Annotated in this window: 18 protein-coding genes and 1 pseudogene; 4 read left to right on the top strand and 15 right to left on the bottom strand. The window is 66.8% G+C overall.

Going from position 1 to position 16,641, the window contains the following annotated elements; genetic code table 11:
• Nucleotides 1-194 precede the first annotated feature (194 nt).
• From DFLDMN_RS00975 to DFLDMN_RS00935, 9 genes are all read right to left on the bottom strand, one after another.
• Nucleotides 195-2,192 carry a relaxase/mobilization nuclease domain-containing protein gene (locus tag DFLDMN_RS00975; RefSeq protein ID WP_423196673.1) on the bottom strand — a complete coding sequence of 666 codons (1,998 nt, stop codon included), beginning with the start codon at nt 2,190-2,192 and terminating at the stop codon, nt 195-197.
• 436 nt (nt 2,193-2,628) lie between these two features.
• Nucleotides 2,629-3,216 carry a S26 family signal peptidase gene (locus DFLDMN_RS00970; RefSeq protein WP_423196672.1) on the bottom strand — a complete coding sequence of 196 codons (588 nt, stop codon included), beginning with the start codon at nt 3,214-3,216 and terminating at the stop codon, nt 2,629-2,631.
• The gene (locus tag DFLDMN_RS00965; protein ID WP_423196671.1) at nt 3,213-3,758 is read right to left on the bottom strand and encodes a DUF2840 domain-containing protein; all 546 of its coding nucleotides are present in this window, start codon (nt 3,756-3,758) and stop codon (nt 3,213-3,215) included. Before DFLDMN_RS00965 ends, DFLDMN_RS00970 begins: the two co-directional genes overlap by 4 nt.
• Entirely contained in the window at nt 3,755-4,039 is a 285-nt protein-coding gene (locus tag DFLDMN_RS00960) for a chromosome partitioning protein ParB (protein WP_423196670.1), read from the bottom strand. Before DFLDMN_RS00960 ends, DFLDMN_RS00965 begins: the two co-directional genes overlap by 4 nt.
• Nucleotides 4,036-4,674 carry a ParA family partition ATPase gene (gene parA, locus DFLDMN_RS00955; RefSeq protein ID WP_423196669.1) on the bottom strand — a complete coding sequence of 213 codons (639 nt, stop codon included), beginning with the start codon at nt 4,672-4,674 and terminating at the stop codon, nt 4,036-4,038. The genes DFLDMN_RS00960 and parA overlap by 4 nt, the downstream gene beginning before the upstream one ends.
• Nucleotides 4,675-4,927: 253 nt before the next feature.
• A complete protein-coding gene (locus DFLDMN_RS00950; RefSeq protein WP_423196668.1) occupies nt 4,928-5,773 on the bottom strand; it encodes a replication initiator protein A in 846 nt (281 codons plus the stop codon).
• 14 nt (nt 5,774-5,787) lie between these two features.
• Nucleotides 5,788-6,078, bottom strand: coding sequence for a helix-turn-helix transcriptional regulator (locus DFLDMN_RS00945; RefSeq protein ID WP_423196667.1), 291 nt, complete (start codon nt 6,076-6,078; stop codon nt 5,788-5,790).
• Between the two features lie 83 nt (nt 6,079-6,161).
• Nucleotides 6,162-6,956 carry a DUF2285 domain-containing protein gene (locus DFLDMN_RS00940; protein ID WP_423196666.1) on the bottom strand — a complete coding sequence of 265 codons (795 nt, stop codon included), beginning with the start codon at nt 6,954-6,956 and terminating at the stop codon, nt 6,162-6,164.
• Nucleotides 6,957-7,276: 320 nt separating this feature from the next.
• Nucleotides 7,277-7,624, bottom strand: coding sequence for a DUF2958 domain-containing protein (locus DFLDMN_RS00935; protein ID WP_423196665.1), 348 nt, complete (start codon nt 7,622-7,624; stop codon nt 7,277-7,279).
• A gap of 223 nt (nt 7,625-7,847) precedes the next feature.
• Here DFLDMN_RS00935 and DFLDMN_RS00930 point away from each other — a divergent pair, with 223 nt between their 5' ends.
• Nucleotides 7,848-8,141 (top strand): helix-turn-helix domain-containing protein, encoded by a 294-nt coding sequence (locus tag DFLDMN_RS00930; protein ID WP_423196664.1) that lies wholly within the window; start codon nt 7,848-7,850, stop codon nt 8,139-8,141.
• A gap of 361 nt (nt 8,142-8,502) precedes the next feature.
• Here DFLDMN_RS00930 and DFLDMN_RS00925 read toward each other — a convergent pair whose 3' ends face one another.
• On the bottom strand, nt 8,503-8,817 hold the full coding sequence (locus DFLDMN_RS00925; RefSeq protein WP_423196663.1) for a DUF736 domain-containing protein: 315 nt from the start codon (nt 8,815-8,817) through the stop codon (nt 8,503-8,505).
• Between the two features lie 795 nt (nt 8,818-9,612).
• Between DFLDMN_RS00925 and DFLDMN_RS00920 the strand changes: the two genes are divergently transcribed.
• Nucleotides 9,613-10,131, top strand: a complete 519-nt coding sequence (locus DFLDMN_RS00920) for a GNAT family N-acetyltransferase (protein ID WP_423196662.1) — start codon at nt 9,613-9,615, stop codon at nt 10,129-10,131.
• Between the two features lie 129 nt (nt 10,132-10,260).
• Here DFLDMN_RS00920 and DFLDMN_RS00915 read toward each other — a convergent pair whose 3' ends face one another.
• From DFLDMN_RS00915 to DFLDMN_RS00905, 3 genes are all read right to left on the bottom strand, one after another.
• A complete protein-coding gene (locus DFLDMN_RS00915; protein ID WP_423196661.1) occupies nt 10,261-10,470 on the bottom strand; it encodes a hypothetical protein in 210 nt (69 codons plus the stop codon).
• A gap of 62 nt (nt 10,471-10,532) precedes the next feature.
• On the bottom strand, nt 10,533-12,584 hold the full coding sequence (locus DFLDMN_RS00910; RefSeq protein ID WP_423196660.1) for a ParB N-terminal domain-containing protein: 2,052 nt from the start codon (nt 12,582-12,584) through the stop codon (nt 10,533-10,535).
• Between the two features lie 75 nt (nt 12,585-12,659).
• The gene (locus DFLDMN_RS00905; protein ID WP_423196659.1) at nt 12,660-13,487 is read right to left on the bottom strand and encodes a DUF932 domain-containing protein; all 828 of its coding nucleotides are present in this window, start codon (nt 13,485-13,487) and stop codon (nt 12,660-12,662) included.
• Here DFLDMN_RS00905 and DFLDMN_RS00900 point away from each other — a divergent pair.
• Nucleotides 13,393-14,412, top strand: a pseudogene (locus tag DFLDMN_RS00900) (NYN domain-containing protein); the annotation flags it as partial. The gene DFLDMN_RS00905 and the pseudogene DFLDMN_RS00900 sit on opposite strands and share 95 nt — an antisense overlap.
• 59 nt (nt 14,413-14,471) lie before the next feature.
• Nucleotides 14,472-14,822 (top strand): OST-HTH/LOTUS domain-containing protein, encoded by a 351-nt coding sequence (locus DFLDMN_RS00895; protein ID WP_423196658.1) that lies wholly within the window; start codon nt 14,472-14,474, stop codon nt 14,820-14,822.
• Nucleotides 14,823-14,898: 76 nt separating this feature from the next.
• On the opposite strand, the gene DFLDMN_RS00890 is transcribed toward DFLDMN_RS00895, so the two are convergent.
• Nucleotides 14,899-15,687 (bottom strand): hypothetical protein, encoded by a 789-nt coding sequence (locus tag DFLDMN_RS00890; RefSeq protein WP_423196657.1) that lies wholly within the window; start codon nt 15,685-15,687, stop codon nt 14,899-14,901.
• Complete coding sequence (locus tag DFLDMN_RS00885; RefSeq protein ID WP_423196656.1) at nt 15,650-16,633, bottom strand: hypothetical protein; 984 nt, start codon at nt 16,631-16,633, stop codon at nt 15,650-15,652. Before DFLDMN_RS00885 ends, DFLDMN_RS00890 begins: the two co-directional genes overlap by 38 nt.
• Nucleotides 16,634-16,641 lie beyond the last annotated feature (8 nt).

The following is a 16,641-nucleotide window of genomic DNA, read 5'->3' as shown; positions in this document are numbered from 1 at the left end:
GCTACTGAACAGCCCCGGGGCTGTTCACCCTGCGACAACCGTTTTCGTCATTGACGAGTACAACGGAAAATTGGGGCGTTGGTGAAAAATCCAACACCGCACGCAGACAGCTAGAGCCGCAACGCTGACGCTGCACATCTTCCTGCAGTGATGTGGGTCTCCGCTGTTCAGACGGGGAAGCTACACCTGCTACATCAGCCGATGGATGGGCCACGTTGTCGCCCCACCTCCCACGACACCCCACCGCCGCGCACCTTCGCGGCGATCTGCTGCCCAAGCCGTTGCTCGATCACCGGCTTCCACGGCACCAGGCTGAACCCCATGCCGTCATCAAGCATCGCGTAGCGGCCGCTGGCGAGCATGACGGAGCGCCTGTAGATGCCAGCCACGCGCTGCCCGTCGGCCACAGGCCGATGCGCCAAGCCGGTTTCGGCCGCAATGTCCTTGGCGGCCTGCGCCAGTTCCCGATTGCGCAGCGTGCCCAGCAGGTTGCGCGCCAGGATCACGCGCTGCCCGTGACGCTCGGCCAGCCCCTGCTCGGCCAGGAAGTCGGCGCGCTGCTGCATCGCCTGCTTGGCCTCCGCGCCAAAGCCCAGGTCGCCCAGGCCAGAGCCGCCGCCGATCAACTGCTGGTCGAGCCAGGTGGCCCCAATCACGCGGGCCTGCCGCTCGATGGGCAGGTGCGATTTCAGTTCCACAGCCACACCGCCTAGGCGCTGCGCGTCGTAGCGGTGGCCCTGTTCGGCCAGGTCGTCCGGCACCTTCCATAGCCCTTCGGCCACGCGCTCCACTATGCCGGCCCGGCGCAGGGCTTCGAGGCGGCGGACGTGGGCCGCGACGACTTCCTGCGGGTCACGGCCAGGCTCGGCTCGGCCGTGCTCAATCGCCAGGTGATGATCGGTGCGGTACAGCCCATCGCTCGCCAGTGCGGCGATGTTCTTGTCGGCCGCGCGCACGTCGGCCGATCCCTTCACCTCCACCACGGCGCCGGTCGGATAGTTCGCCAACTCGTCGCGGGCATTGAGCGCAACGTAGTGGGCCTTGCCGTCCACCCCGTCGATGACCAGATAACCCCGGTCGCGCAGTTCGTCGGCCAGCCCCTTCGCGGCCACGCGGCCGAGGATGGTTCGGCCGCTTCCATCAGCATCTTGGCCCGGCTCGAACACCGCCAGCTCGCGCGGCTCGCCGCGCATGGCCCGCTGCATGGTGCGGATGATGTCGCCACGCTCGCCCAGGGCGCGCAAGGTCTTTTCCGCATCGGTATGGACGGCCCAGGTGCCGGGCTGCATCTCATCGGCCAGGCCCAGGCGCTGCAAGCGTTGCAGCCGGCCGATCAGCAGCAGGCGCTGGCGTTGCAGCCAGGGCTCGTTGAAGCGTTCGATCTGCACCCGGCCATCCTCGCCGGTCTCACGTTGCAGCGTGCGGTCGAGGCTCGTCCATCGCTCTTGCTCCACCTCGCGCTGCAAGGTCTGCTGGATCTCCAGCTCGGTGCGTGGCCCCAGCCATTCGGTCGCCAGTTCGGCGGCGCGATGGCGGAAGCCATCGGCGATGTAGTCGCCCGCGATGATGAGGTCTTTGCCGGTGTCGTCGCGCCCGCGCACGACGATGTGCGTGTGCGGGTTGTCGGTGTTCCAGTGGTTGACGGCCATCCAATCGAGGCCCGTGCCCAGGTCGGCTTCCATGCGCGCCATGAGGTGCCGGGTGTAGGTGCGCAGGTCTTCCAGCTCGGCGCCATCCTCGGGCGAGAGGATGAAGCGGAAATGATGCCGGTCGTCGGCGCAGCGTTCCTTGAAGGCGTCGAGGTCGGCGGCATCGGTCTGCGGGCCGTAGGCTTGGCCCGGCTCGCCATCGCGGCCCACGCCATCACGCTCGATGTAGCGCAGGTGCTTGGCGAGCGACTGCGGGCTGGCCTGGCGCTGGTTGACCAGCAGCGTCTTGATGGTCACGCGCCGCGACATGGGCGTGAGCTTCGCCCCCGCGAAGCGCGCCGCCGTATGGCCGCGCCCCAGGCGCGAGCCGGGCCGCTGGCCGGTGCCCCTCCCGGTGCCGCCAGCCGTCCCAGGACGGCGCACCGAGGACTTGCCGCCGCTGGCCTTGCCTGCCTGCTTGAGCACTTTGGAGATGAAGCCCTGGCCGCGGTTCTTCGGGGCGCTGGGGCGGATGCGGAAATCGTCGTCGCGGCGGTCGGTCATGGCTGTGCCCTCTGCAAGCTCTGGCGTGTCCGGTCGTGCGAAGCACGCGGACATGCCTGCATTGGCGCGGGCCTCGCGCCACAAGCAGCACGGCGGCGAAGCCGCGCCGTGCTGCGCCAACCCCACGTGCAGACAGGCTTTCGACACGGCCCGGTGCCGCGTCCTTTTGTCTTGCCTTCCGCCTTTGCCCCTCGCTGGCGCTCCGGGCAGCGGCGGCCCGGCAGCGCTGCCGCGTGAGCAGCCAGCGTGCCGGCGAACGCGGCGACGGCCATAGGCCGGGCGCGTTCGAGGCAAGACGCCTGCACATGGGAAGGCAGCGCGAAGTGCAGCGCGGATGCGCTCGCACTGCACGCGCGACGACATGCGGAAAGCCACTGGATCGGCACGCCCGAGGGAACGATGAGATGCACGGCAACGTGCAGCGAATCGGCCGCCATCATGGGCGTGACTCCAGCCAGACCGGATGCGCGACGCCGATCACGGCGGACGCGCGCACCGGCCCGAAATACCTGCTGTCGAACGACGCCGGGTTGGTCGTACTGAGCAGGAACAGTTCGCCGGGTTCGAGGCGACGGCATTGCTGCCAGGCTGGCAGCGGCCGGCCCCAGCGATCGGCCCGCAGCAAAGCGGCCGAAGGCACGCCGTCGATGCGGACGATGCGGCCAGAGATGCACACTTCCTGCGGCGGGATGGCACCCACGCGCTTGAGCAACGGCACGCGCGCCGGCAGGTAGCCGCGCTGCGCAGCCAGCGCGGCGGCGTTTGGCGGCAGCGTGGTCAGGACGATGCTGTCCACGGACAAAGGACGTGGCAGCGAGCCGGTGCCGTGGCCCAGCGGATCGACGCGATACCAGCCGACCGCCACGCTGTCAGACGGGTTGTAGATCAGGCGCGGCAGCGGATGCACGAAGGACGCCCAGGCCAGCGCAGAGAGGCTGCAGGCGGACAGGCCCGCCAGCACGAGGCGAGCGCGCAGGCGCGAGCGAGGATGCGACGCGGTGTCGGCAGCACAAGCGGCGGTCATGGCAGCGCCCTCCCGGTGAGCCAAGCGGCGTGTCGCTCGGCTGTGTATTCGGGCAGCGGCTGGCGCGCAGCAAGCCGGTTGGCGAGCGTGCGCCAGTACGCGGGCGAGGCACCGACAGGCGCGATGCCCAGCGCCTCGATGGCGTCGATGCGTTCCAGCACGGCGCGCACTGCGTTCTCGCCCTCGGCGTGCAGCAGCAAGCGCGCGCCCGGCTGCACGCCGGGGATGCGCTGCGCCGCATCGAGCGGCGTGCAAGCCTGCATGACCATGAGCTGCCAGCGCACGGTGCCGTAGTCGTTGGCCTGCCAACGGATGCGGCAGAACACGGCGCCCGGCAAGAACACAGCGCAGCGCCGCCAGCGGTCGAGCTGGAGCGTGCGCGCGGGTTCACCGAAGCGCAGGTAGAGCTTGAAACGGGCCTCGATGTAGGCCAGCGCCACGCGCGTCAGCGGCGCGTTGGCAGGCTGGCCGGCGAGCGTGGCCGGGGAAGGCTGCGGCGCAGCCGTGGCCGCGCCAGTGGCCGGCGAAGCGGATGTAGTCATGGTGTGTTCTCCGTGCGGTTCTCTGGAAACTCCCGTTCCAGCAGGCCGCGTAGCAGGTCGGCCACTGTCACGCCTTGCGTGAAGGCTGACACCTTGATGCGCGCTCGCAGCGCGGGCGTGATGTCAAGGGTCAGGCGAGCGGTGTAGAGGTCGCCCTTGCCCAGCGCATCCGCGTCGCCCTGGCGAATCCACGCCTCGGCGTGCGGATTCGCGGGCGGGCGCGCGCCGATGCCGACGCGCTTTGCCGCGCGCTTGCTGTTCGGTGGCGGCTTCGATGTCATGTCGGCCACCGCAGCAGTTCGTCCACCAGTGCGGTGATTTCGCGGGCGGCCGCGCTGTCCGGCGCCGTCTCGCGTGCCAGCCGGCCAGCGGCCACGCTGTCGGCGAACACGATGCGTTGATGCACTTCCGCGCGCAGCGCCGGAAGCGGCTGGTCGGCGAGCGCCTGGCGCGCTTCGCGCCCGATCACGGTGGTGCTGACGCGCCGGTTGATGACGAAGGCCGCGCGGAGCAGCGGCCGGAACACCTGCGCCTCGCGGATCAGCGCCACCATCTCGGCGCTGGCCCACAGGTCGTAGGGGCTGGGCTGCACCGGAATCAGCACGCGCTCGGCCGCCAGCAGCGCGGAGCGCGCCAAGGCGGCGATGCGCGGCGGCCCGTCGATGACTACATGATCGGCCCGCCTGGCGAGTTCTGGCGCCTCCTGATGCAGCGTTTCGCGTGCAAGGCCCACGGCGCTGAACAGCCTTGAGAGACCTTGCTGGCTTCTGCGCTGCGTCCAGTCCAGCGATGAACCCTGCGGGTCGGCGTCCAGCAGCACGACGTGCTGGCCGCGCATCGCCAGCTCGCCAGCGATGTGCGTGGCGAGCGTGGTCTTGCCGACGCCGCCTTTTTGGTTGAGCAGCGCGACGATCATGGCGCGGCCCTCCGTGCTGGAAAGCCGGTCTTTCTCTGCCGTGCATCGTGCCGCGTGGCGGTTGTCCACCGTGGCGCGGCGCCTCTACTACCAGTTAGAGAATTTGAGTTAGGAAAGTTAAGAGAGGCCGAAACCCGCGCCGGCATTGGCTTTTCGGCCGATTTTGTTGCCTGATAGCACGAGGATTCGTTGCCTGATAGCACGATACCTCTGTTGCCTGATAGCACGAGCCCGTCCACAGGCCACGCACCGCTTATCCCCGTGCCGCGGACGGCACGGGCCGGAACATCAGCAACGGCGAGGCAATGCCCGCCACCTGCTCGATGCGCAAGTGGTAGCCAGGCAAGGCCTGCCGCGCCACCAGGGCGCGCAGGTCGGCCGCGAAGTCGTAGTACCGCGCCACGCTGCCCGATTTGCGGTACAGGTGCTGGAAGTCGAACTGCCAGCCAGCCTCCTGGCGCCCGCCATGCTTGCGCACCAGGCGGTAAAGCCAGCGCTCGATGCCGCCGGTGAGCCGGAAATAGGCCGGGTCGATGGTGAGCACCAGGGCCTCGTCCATCACCCCGGCATAGAACCAGTCCGGCAGGATCAACTCGATGCCCAGCGGCGTGCCGCGGGCATCGGCCAGTTCCTTCCACTCGTTGATCCATGAGAAGCGGTGCAATCGCCTTCCCGTGGTTTCGCGGATGGACGTGGCCACCGTCGTGGATTGCAGGCGATCCAGCGCCGCTTTGAGGCGCTGGTAGTCGCGCAGCGACGTGCCGCGCCCGATGAAGCGCAGGATCTCGTAAGGCGTGGCCTGCATCAGGCGCGACGGGCGCAGGCCCGCGTCGCGCGCCTCCACGATCTGGCTGGCGGCCCAGATCAGCAGGTCCGCATCCCAGATGGTGGCAATGCCATGCTCGGCCGTGCCCTCCACGCGGATCGTGACGTTCCCTCCGCGAAAGTCGATCGGCGCCGTGCGCCGCGACTTGGCCAGCGAGAAGAACGGAAAGGCCATCAGGTCCTGGCTGTCGCGCGGCGCCATGTCGCCCGGCAGGGCGCGGAACAGGTCGAGCTGTTCGCGCTCCTGCGATGGCTTGGACAGGGCGAAGGCCATCCGCGCGCCAGCGGTCAGCGCGCACGGTTGTCCGCCGCATGGTGCTCGGCGTAGTCGGGATCGGACGTGCTGTCGAAGCTGTGCTCGGCGGCCCAGGCATCGAGGTCAGCCACGGCGTACATGACGCGCCGGCCGAACTTGCGGAACTTGGGGCCGCTACCGAACACGCGCTGTTTCTCCAGCGTGCGCGGCGACAGGCGCAGGTAGTCTGCGGCTTCGTCGTTGGTGAGATAGCGCTGCGGTTGCGCGGCAGCGGTCGAGACAGTTGCGGCAGCAGCGGCAGGCCGCAAGGGAGCAGGACGCATGGTGTGAACCTCCATCGGTGTCAAAGCTCCGGCCGCACAGCGCAACCGGATGGAGGCAGTCTCAGAAAACGAAGCCCTCCTGCTCAGGGCCGATCTGCGCTGGATGCAGAACGGCCCTTCTCAAGCGGGGGCAGCTGTGCTAGGCGGCGATAACCGCCGCGCATCAGCGCATCGCCGCGCTGCACCAGGCGGCGCACACGGGCGCGCAGGCCGCCGTCGCTGTACCAGCCGGCCACGTCATCCACGCCGAACAGCCCCTCGCCCACCTCGCGCAAGGACGCGCCCGCCAGGGTTGCGTCGAGCGCCTGCAGGGTATGCAGTTCCTGCAGCGCGGCGGTCGTGGGCCGAGCGCGGACTGTTGCCGCAGGCACAGCCCCAGCGGCGGCGGACAGCGCGTCCAGCCCGGCAGCCAGCGCGCGGTAGCGGGCGCAGGGCGTGGCGCAGGTCCGCATGGCGTAAAGGCAGGCCATTCCGTCTTCCAGGCCCGGCGCGAGCGCGAGGCGCACGCAGCAGCCGGGCCAGTGCGCCGTCAGCACGAGGCGCTTGCCGTCGTGGACCAGGTGCTTGCGTCCAGGGACGTTCCAAAACTCGAAGGCGCCGGCACCCGGCGGCGGGTCCGCGTCGGGATGAACCTGGAGCACGCCGTCGTGGTCGGGGAACCAGGCCGGATGCGCGTCGCGCGCATCCAGGTCCGGGTCTTCGAACAGGCGCAAGCCCCAGCGATGCGCCGCATCCGGTTGGCGGCGACGGCGCAGCCAGTCGAGCTGGTAGTCGGGATGGCGGCGCAGGTACTCCCAGGCCAGCGCGGGGCCATCGAGGTGCAGCACGTAGAGGTACGCGGCCGTCGGATACCAAGGCTCGGTGTGATGGTCGGTCATGGCGCAAGCTCCTATGTCGAACGCAGGAGCCACGGCACAAGCCACACCGTGCAAGCATTACTGCACAGAATCCAATCGCAAAAAAAGCGGAATGGAGCGTAACTTTTGTGTCAAGACGATATGCATGGGGTACATTGCTCGCATCGTCTGAAAGCTACTGCGGTGCCTGAGATCGAATGGTCTCTGCAAGCGACCACACTGCAGCAGGCAGCAACGGTCATCATGACTTTTTGCGCCCAGGTCGAACCGTTTTGGTGCAACGGTACAGACTAAGACCTGATGGGTCTTGAGCGTGACAAAAATAGTCTCAATACGCCGAGTTAATCAGGGACGGTTCCGTCCTCCTGTGCCAGCCGCAGGTACTCCGACAGCGGACGCACCGCCTTGAAGTACCGATCCCGCATCACGGGCTGCTGGCGCGGCCCGACGATGGACGCAAGGTCGGACAACTTGATCTGGCCCAGTTCCGGCATCCCCAGCCCCAGGTCGATCAGGCCGAAAGCCGTGTCGCCATCGGCGGGGTCGAGCGCAGCCAGCAGCCATGTGGCATGTGCATCGGGGGTAAACAGCCGCACCACAGGCCAAGGGTCGATGGCCTGACCCGCGGCGCGGGCCTGGCCGTGAGCCAGGAGCTGCCGGCGTTCGTCCTCGGTGATGAGTCGGTTCATGGGCGGTCCCCTTAAATGGACGAATCCGCGGAAGCGTGAAAGCGCGAAGCCGCATCGGCGCATGTGGGGAAAGGCACGAATGCGGTTTTACGGTTCTGTGGGAATCAGCGCAAGCGGGTTTCTGTGAAGGCGCAAAAACGAGGAAGCGCAACAATGAACACTATAGATTGTAGTCCTATAGGGCGCAATCGGCTGTCATCTTGGATTTTTGGGAGATCCAAGGTTGGGAGCGAAGCACACACTGTCGGAAGCGTTGAAGACCATCAGGAAGGCGCGGGGTTTGAGCCAGGAAGCCTTCTCCAATGTCTCCAGCCGCACTTACATGAGTTCACTGGAGCGCGATCTGAAAAGCCCGACCCTCAGCAAGTTGACCGAGCTGTGCGAGGTCATGGAGGTCCATCCGCTCACGCTGCTGGCGCTGGCCTATGCTGGCGATGACATGCGGCGGGTCGAGCGGCTTCTGGCGCAGGTGCGCCAGGAGCTGGAGGTCGTGACGCGGCAAGGCGATGCGCCATAGCGTCCATCGACACTGGCTTGGCCGATCCGGCGCAGCCGGTTCGGGGTTATCCAGGGGGGCCAAGCCCTGCGCGGCGGGGATAGCCCGCAGGGCGTTCCCCTGGAGTGCAAGCGTCAGCGCGCAGCGCCGCAGGCGCGAAGGCGTGAGGGATTGAAGCCGAATGGCCGTGACGGCGAAGGCGGCACGGGGCGTAGCCCGAAAGCCCGGCGGCGCTGTGCGCCGACACGCCTTGCTCCTTTTGAAGCCACAGACTCAGCGTAAACGGAAGCAACCCGACATGGGCCGCGCTCCGTCGAGTTGGTCGATGCAGCGCTGCGCGAGCAGCACTGCGCCCCGCCATGTTGACGGGGCGCAGCGGCGGTTACGCCGCCTGGGGCTTGCTGCGCGACCAGATCAGGTCGTGCGTGCCGTCCTCGCCTTCGATCAGGCGGGCATAGACCGGAGCCGGGAACGAAGGATCGTCGATGGTCACGGACAGGTAGTTCCGCCCGGCCTCGCTGGTCTTCTTCCATGCCGCGCCGATGTCGTGGCTGGCCGCCTGCACGCGGAAGTCCGGGGCTTTCTCGCTCTCCCCCTTGTCGTTGGGCACCAGCTTGGCCTTGACGTTGAGCGTCAGGGTGCGCAGCGTGCCGTTGAAGCCGTCCTTGTCCGCGGTGAAGTTGCCGATGGTTGCCATGATGAATCTCCTTTCGGTTGAAACAGGTTCGCGCCCATCGCGTCCTGTTGTGATCCGGCCGGCGGGGGAAGGGCTGGCTGCACCGCCTGCGGGCGCAACGCAGTGGAGCGCCTGGAGGCCCAAATAATTTGGCTCGCGAGGAATGCGCGCAGCGCAGGGGAAATTATTTGGGCTGCAAGGTTGCGGCCATCGAAGCCCGGCCATCGCCAGGATTCACAAACAGACAGGACGCCTTGGGCCGACCCGCCCCCGAAAGGAGCATGGCCACCTCGGCATCCCGCCTGGCGGATTCAGTGGCACGCCCCCTGACACTGCCAAGGCCACGCCCAACGACTGCGGGAAAGCACCCTACTCTCTTGCGGCGGCTCTCCCGAAGGCGCGGCATGGAAGCCCCCCCGCAAGGCCAAGCGGCGTGTCCGTGAACCCGCCTTCGTGACGCCTGGACAACGAATCGCCAGCGTCGAGGACGGCACGCCTTCGTGCAACCTGCCGCAGCAAGCCACGGCGTACCTGCCCTGCCCCGTCCATCGCGGCGGGGCGCTGGCCGGGCCGATCCGGCTCAGGCCGGTTCGGCGGTATCGAGGGGCGCCAAGCTAGGCGCGGCGGGGATAGCCCGCAGGGCTTTCCCCTGGAGGCAAGCGAAGCGCGCAGCGCCGCAGGCGCGAAGGCGTGAGGGATTGAAGCCGAATGGCCGTGACGGCAAAGACGGCACGGGGCGCAGCCCGAAAGCCCGGCGGCGCATCGCGCCGACACGCCCAGGCCGTTCTATATTTTGAACAGGGAGCGCAGAACACCATGACCATCCAACTCCGACACGAAACCCCTGACGACATTGCCGCCATTGAGGCCGTGACCATCGCTGCCTTCGCCGATGCACCGCACACCAGCCACACCAAGCAATTCATCGTGCGCGCCTTGCGTGCGGCCCATGAATTGACGCTCTCCATCGTGGCCGAGGAACATGGGCAGGTCGTCGGCCACGTCGCACTGTCCCCGGTCACGATCACCGATTCCCAAGGCCGGCAGGCCGTGGGCTGGTATGGGCTGGGGCCGATCTCCGTCCTGCCGCCAAGGCAGGGGCACGGCATCGGCTCGCGCCTGCTGGAACAGGCGCTTGCCGAACTGCGGGCCATGCGGGCCGCAGGCTGCGTGCTGCTGGGAGAACCCGCGTACTGCGGGCGCTTTGGCTTTCAGGCCCATGCGGGCCTGCAACTGCCGGGCGTGCCGCCCGGCTACTTCATGGCGCTGGCCCTGCATGGGACAGTGCCGGAAGGCATCGCGCACTACAGCGATGCCTTCAACGCCACCGCCTGAGCCAGCGCGAAGGCGGCGGCGTTCTGATTCGGCTGTTGACCTTGACCACCGGGCGCGGCCACCGCCGCGCCCGGACTTTGCGTCCACCGCGCCCAGGGCGGAACGGCCTGGGCGCGGTTCTGCTCGCGGTTACTCCTTTGTCTCGATGAGCCACCACACGGCACGCGGCAAGGCGCGGCCCGTGATGGGATGAGTGTCGGTGAGGTCGGCGCGGGCCGACCAGCCCGAAGGCGGGCGGTAGCCGCGCACGTCGCCTTCGCCATGCCAGCGGCGGGCGCGTACCGCGCCAGGGGCATAGGTTGCCGCCATGCGTGGGCAGCTGGTCGTGGTGCGAGTCATGGGCGGTTTTCCCTCCAGCGAAACGCCCCGGTCGAGGCCGGGGCGCTTGCCTTCGGCGCAGGTCAGGCGGCCATTGCGTCGGCGGGTTCATCCGCCACGGCGTCGGCGTCCTCCGGGGCGTCCTGCACGGCATCCTGCGAGCCTGTGGCCTTGAAGATGGCGGGCATCCAGCCCGTGCCATCGGCCAGCCGTTCAGCCTCGCTGGCAATGTCGGCCTTCTTGAGCTTCGCCAGTCGTGTGACTTCCTGCGGCGCATACTCGCCCACGGCTTGCAGAATCGCAGCCTTTGGCACATGCCGGAAATAGCCTTCATTGGTAGGCTGCCACCATGCGGCCATGTCCAGGCCCACGGCCTGCGCCAATTCCACGCCCGGTTGCTGCTGCGTGGTGCGGGAGGTCACCACGTCCACCGTCGAGGCCACGCACACGGCCAGCAGCTTGACCAGCTCGCCCTGCTCCATCGCCAGCAGCGCGGCGAACAGTTCAGCGCCATCCCCAGGCAGCTTGCCCGCCCATGCCTGCTGTGCCTCGCGCAATGCCACGGCGGCGGGCGACTCCGGCCAATCGGGGGCCATGCCTTCCAACCGGTCTTGCACCGTGAGGCGCATGCCCAGCGGCAGGTCATGCCCGTAGTGGCGTTCCTGCAAGACGGTCTGCACCATGCCATGCACCACGGCGGCCAGCGCGGCTTGCGGATGCCGGGCGACTTCGATTTGCAGCGCGGCGGTTCGGTGGGCACTTAGCCGCTGCGCCAGCCGGTCGGACATGGCGGCGGTCTTGGGTTGCCTGTCGTCGTCCCCGTCCCCGTCCTCGCCTTCGTCGTTCGCAGCTTCGCCATCGCTGACGAAGCCCTGGCGCAGCCGTTCCAGCGTGCGCAATGCCTTGGCCTCGGCCTCGCGCATCAGGCCGCGATGAATCACGGCCCCGCCGTTGCGATCGATGGTGACGATGGCGCCGGCTGCGGCCTTCACGTTCGGGCTGTAGTCCTGCAAGCCATCTTCCAGTGCCTGCAACTGCTCGCCCACGGCTTCGCCTTCCTCCTGCAAGGCGTCGGCCTTGTCCTCGTCGTCCTCGTCCATCGCGGCATCGACCGCTTCGCCGATGGCCTGCATCTTGGCTTGCAGCTTCTCGATGCGCTGCACCTCGCGCTTGGTCGGTTCGCGCCGCGCCTGCGGAGCACGCTGGAAGGCGTGCAGGTCGGCATGGGTCACGCCCGGCGTGGCATCCACCCAGGCCCAGCCTTCGCCGCGCACCTCGGCGGCAATGCCTGCCAGCTTGGCTTGCGCCAGCCGTTCCAGCAGCGCGGCATCGGTCAGGTACACGCCCGCATCGCCTTCCGCGAACAGGTCGCGACGGACGCCGCCGCCTGCGGCTTCGTAGGCGTCCAGCCCGACGAAGCGCACCAGCGGATGGCGGTAGGCGTCGATTTCGCGCTCGGTGAGGCGTTCGCGCAACGCGGACGGTTGGCGCTGCCACTGTGGGGCCTCGTAGAACGCGGCTTCCTGCGCGGCGTGGTCATCGGTGATGGACAAGGCCATCAACTGATCGAGCGTGAGGGCATCGGCGCGATAGTCGGCCATCAGGCGCGGTGATACGTTCGCCAGCTTCAAGCGGCGCTGAACCACCAGCGGCGTGACGCTGAAATCCGCCGCAATGTCCTCGATGGGACGGCCTTCGGCCACCAGCGCCGCGAAGGCTTCGAACTGGTCGGCCGGGTGCATGGCTTCGCGCTGCACGTTCTCGGTGAGGCTGGCAGTGCGCGCCGTGCCATCGGCCACCTGCAGGCAAGGCACCTGCCAATCCTTGGCGATGCGGTGCTTCTTCGCCAGCAGCTTCAACGCGGCAAGGCGTCTGCCACCTGCCACCACCTCGTAATGCTCGCCATCGCTGGCCGGAATCACGATGAGGTTTTGCAGCAAGCCCACGCGCTGGATGCTCGCGGCCAGTTCGGGGATGGACATGCGCGGGACGGTCTTGCGCACGTTGCGGCCCGTGGGGCGCAGCACCAGCCGCGACAGGGGCACCAGAATCATGTGCTTGCTCGGGTCGGCGGCTTGCAGCATGTTGGCTGCGGTGCTGACGGCTTGGGCTTCGGTGTGGTTAACGGCGTTCATGGTGAATCTCCAATCAAGTGAACAAGGGAATGGAGGGGAACCGCCCCTCCGGCGGGGAAAGCGTCGGAAAGGGGTTCAGGCTTTGAGGGCGCGCATGCCATCGGCCAGCAGCCACAGGGCGCGGTTCAGGCGAATGTCGGAATCGATTCCCTGCACGGGCCGGGTTTGCTGACGGCGTCCGTTGGCGCTGCGCCCGGACAATCCGCCCTTGGTCAAGTTCTCCTGCGTGCGGTTGAACACGCTCCAGAGATCGGGGCGGCGGTCCTCGAAGCGGCGCGGCATCAGGATTTGCGATTCCGTGACGGGCGCGGGCTTGGCCGGGTCGTCGTACTTGAGGGCCAGTGCGGCGCGGGCGAAGACCTCGGATTCGCCATCGTCCAGCGTGACGGCGCGCATGGCATCGCGGGAATCGCGCACGCGGTCAAAGCCGCTCAGGACTTCGTAGGCGCCTTCGATGACCGACCCCGCCACGTCGCCCTTGTGTGGCACGCGCACATCGGCCACGGTGTCACCGCACACCAGCCCATTGCTGCAAACGAACCTGAACTGGCCCGCCAGCATCTGATAGCTGCTGGTGCCGTCGTGCGAATTCAGCAGCACGATTTCGTTGGCCTCCGCGCCGTTGATCTGGCTGGCATGGCGCAGGCGCAGCATGTGCTTGGTGAACTCGCGCCGATCATCGCGGCGCACACGGGTCTGGCACGCCATGAAGGGCTGGAACCCTTCCTTGCGAAGCTCGGCCAGCACGGCGGCGGTGGGGATGTAGCTGTACCGTTCGGAACGGCTTTGGTGCGGTGCGTCCGCGAAGATGGACGGGGCCACCCTGCGAATCTGGTCATCGGACAGCGGGTGGTCGGTGCGCAGCGCGGTGGAATGGGAAGCGAAGCGGGACGCGAGTTGCATGGTCTTTCTCCTGAACAAAAAGGCTGTTGAAGAAAACCGCACACCGGATTCCAAGATTCGGAGCCCAGCCTTTCGGCTGTTCGGTGCGGTCGGCACGAGGAACCCGGTTGGCCCTGTTGCCACCGTCTTTCCTGAGTTCATCGCCCGCGACGGAAGGGAGCGCGTGGACGGGGGCCGTCAAGGAGACAAGCGCAGGGTTGGTGCGGCCCGCAGCGAAGCGAGGACACGGCCCTGCGCGCCTTGGCGGCACACGGGCACGGGCTACAGTCGCGGACAAGGTGATGAGGTCAGGGAAGACGGCTGGACATGGCAACGGTCATCCCTATGCGCCGACCGCACGGCAAGCGAAGCGCGCAGGCCCGAAGCTGGAAGCCGGGCCGGAGGCGTCAGCCGAGCGGAGCGAGGGAACGATGGAAGCCCGACAGGGGCGAGACGCCGCAGGCGGCTCGATGCGCTATGCGCACGACAGCGCGACCGGCCATCTCCCAGGTGGCCGGGGACGCCCGGAATCCGTTACCGTCTCGGCACGTTCGATCCCAATACACAGAGAAACCGGATGAGCACTCCAGCACCCGCCTCCGAGACCCGCGTGGCCGTCCTCGTCGATTGCGACAACGTCTCCCCCGAGATCCTCGAACACGCCTTGCGCATGGTGGCCCAGTTCGGCCGGGTGGTCCTGCGCCGGGGCTACGGCAACCAGGGCAGCCTCGCCCACAGGTGGCAGGACGCCCTGGTGCGCCTGGCCTTCACGCCGTGCCTGCAATACCAGTACGCGGCCGGCAAGAACACCGCCGACATCGCCTTGGCGCTGGACGCACTGGAGGCGCTGTTCGACCGCCGGGCCGACACCTTCTGCCTGGTCACCAGCGACTCCGATTTCGCGTACCTCTGCCGCAAGCTGCGCGAGCGCGGTGCCACGGTCTGCATCGTCGGAGAAGCCAAGACGCCCGATGCCCTGCGCAACGCCAGCGACCAGTTCTTCGAATGGACGCGGCCCGAGCCGCCGGCGGAGCCCGTGGTGGACGCCGCCCCCAAGGACCCGAGGCGGCCAAGCCGGCCGTCAAGCGCCGGCCGCGCTTCGTGGCCGAAGCCGTGTCGCTGCTGGCCAGCGACACGTCCAAGGGCAAGGTGGGCCTGGGCGTGCTGGGCCAGTACCTCAAGCGCACCGACCCCGCCTTCTCGCCGCCGACCTACGGGCACTCCGGCCTGTTGAACATGGTCAAGACCTATGACCTGCTCATCCCGCGCCAGGAGGAAGGTGGGCATTGGTCCGTGAGCCTGGCGCCGAAGACCGACGTACCGGCGGCGGAAGACGGCGAAGCGCCGGTCGCGTGATCCGCGCCGGCGTATGGGCCCACAGCCTCCGGAACGCTAGACCAGCCCGCGCTCCGCCATCGACAGGATGATCGTACTAAGGCCGCTGCGACGCGTTTCCGGACAACTGTCGAGTCATTCGCAAGCGAAGCTCAGAGCCTACGGCCTCTTTCGGAGCGGCAACGCCCGTCTGCGGGTTGCTTGACGGATCGCTGGGAACGGCCCTGAAGTAGCTGGTTTCGGCAGCAAGCTGATTTTTCGCCGTCTCAATCAGGCCGAGTCGTGACGCGGGATCAAGCATTAGTAGCGCCCCGAGGACGACAAGACCATTGAAAAAGCGCCGCTGTGCCACCTTGATGAAGGTGAGCTTCAGGTTAATGGTGTCGCGGTTGCGCCTGCCTTGCAGCAGCGTCTGTTGGATCAGAATCTTGTGAAGGTTCCTCCTCTGCTCTTTGATTTGAACGAGATCCTCCACGCCAATGACGTGATAGTTCGCAACTGAAAGGGTCTTGAGAGCCCAGTGGGCTGCGGTGACGAAGTAGATGACCGCGAGGACGAAGATGGCTGTCCACGCGAAACATCCCCCGCCCGGGGAACATGTCGACGAAGGCGCGGCATTGCCGATGGCCCATGTCATCAATGGAATCAACGCGGCGACGGCAGCAATATAGGTCGTCGCCCGGGCCTCGGCTCCGGCTTTGCGCTTGTCTTCTTCCTCTGTGATGCGCCTGGCTGCCTCCAGCAACAAAGGCGCTTCCGCGTCACCTATGCCCTGCAGGCTCTGAATGCGCGCGTCCCATTCGCGACCGTCCTGCAGAAGCTGGGCGAGCTCCGCAGGCGAGCACCTTTTAGGCCTTGGCCAGATCGCCTGCAGTAGCTTTTTCATTCGCGATCTGCTCCAGTTCGGTCACGATGGCGGCGGCTATGGGATGCCCCGTCCGGGTTTCTATCCATGCCCACTGGCCATTCGGATTGATCTCAAGAAACCAGAGTTTTCCATCAGGGTCCAATACGAAATCCAGCGCGCCGAAACGCAGGCCCATGCTATGCGTCATGTCTACGCATTTCCGGGCGATCTCGAACGGAAGGGCGTACACGGAATGCGCAAGATCCGGCGTCGAGGTCTTGCGCCAGTCCACCTCCGTTTCGGGATGACCTTGAGAGTCAATGGTTACGGCGAAGACCTGATCTCCGACAACCGTAACGCGCACGTCGTACTGCTTCTTGATTTCTTGTTGAAGAATCAGTGGACAGGCCCTGATGGCAAGGGGATCGGTTTGACCATTGATGTGAACGCGAGACGTGAAGACGACCCTGTCGGTGCATTGCCCTTTCACGACAGCATTTCGCAGCGGCTTACCGACAACATTTCTTTCAGCCACAAATGCCGCTGCAGCCGTTGGGGAGTTCCCGATCAGCGTTTCGGGTATCAGAAAGCCGAGTCGCCGAGCAACAGTTAACTGTCTGATCTTGTCTTCGGCGAGCGCTATCGCGTGAGGGGCATTGAGCCAACGATCGCCGACCGCCCAATAGAGCGATTGCAATGCTGCTTGCCACTCTAGGCCGGTGTAGGCCTGTTCGGCTTCTTCAATTTCCGCAAGCGGCTCGGGTGCGCCAGGCCTGCGAAAGTAAGCTGCCTTGACATCAGACAGATCAAAGGACCCTCCTTCGAGATCGAAATGCCAACCTTCGCGGGATCCCGGCTGGCAGCTAAAGGTACCTTTCGGAAGCTCCTCCGTATTAAGCCTCAGGTAGGCTAGCCCTTTGCGTTGGAGCTCAAGTACGATGAAATCGCTCGTTAGATCCCTCTTGCTGGTAACGATGAGAATCATGGTCTACA

The sequence above is a fragment of the Cupriavidus sp. H19C3 genome (assembly GCF_049393815.1).
GTDB lineage: Bacteria > Pseudomonadota > Gammaproteobacteria > Burkholderiales > Burkholderiaceae > Cupriavidus.
Note: the sequence above shows the minus strand (reverse complement) of the source record. Positions and strands in the feature narration are given on the sequence as shown.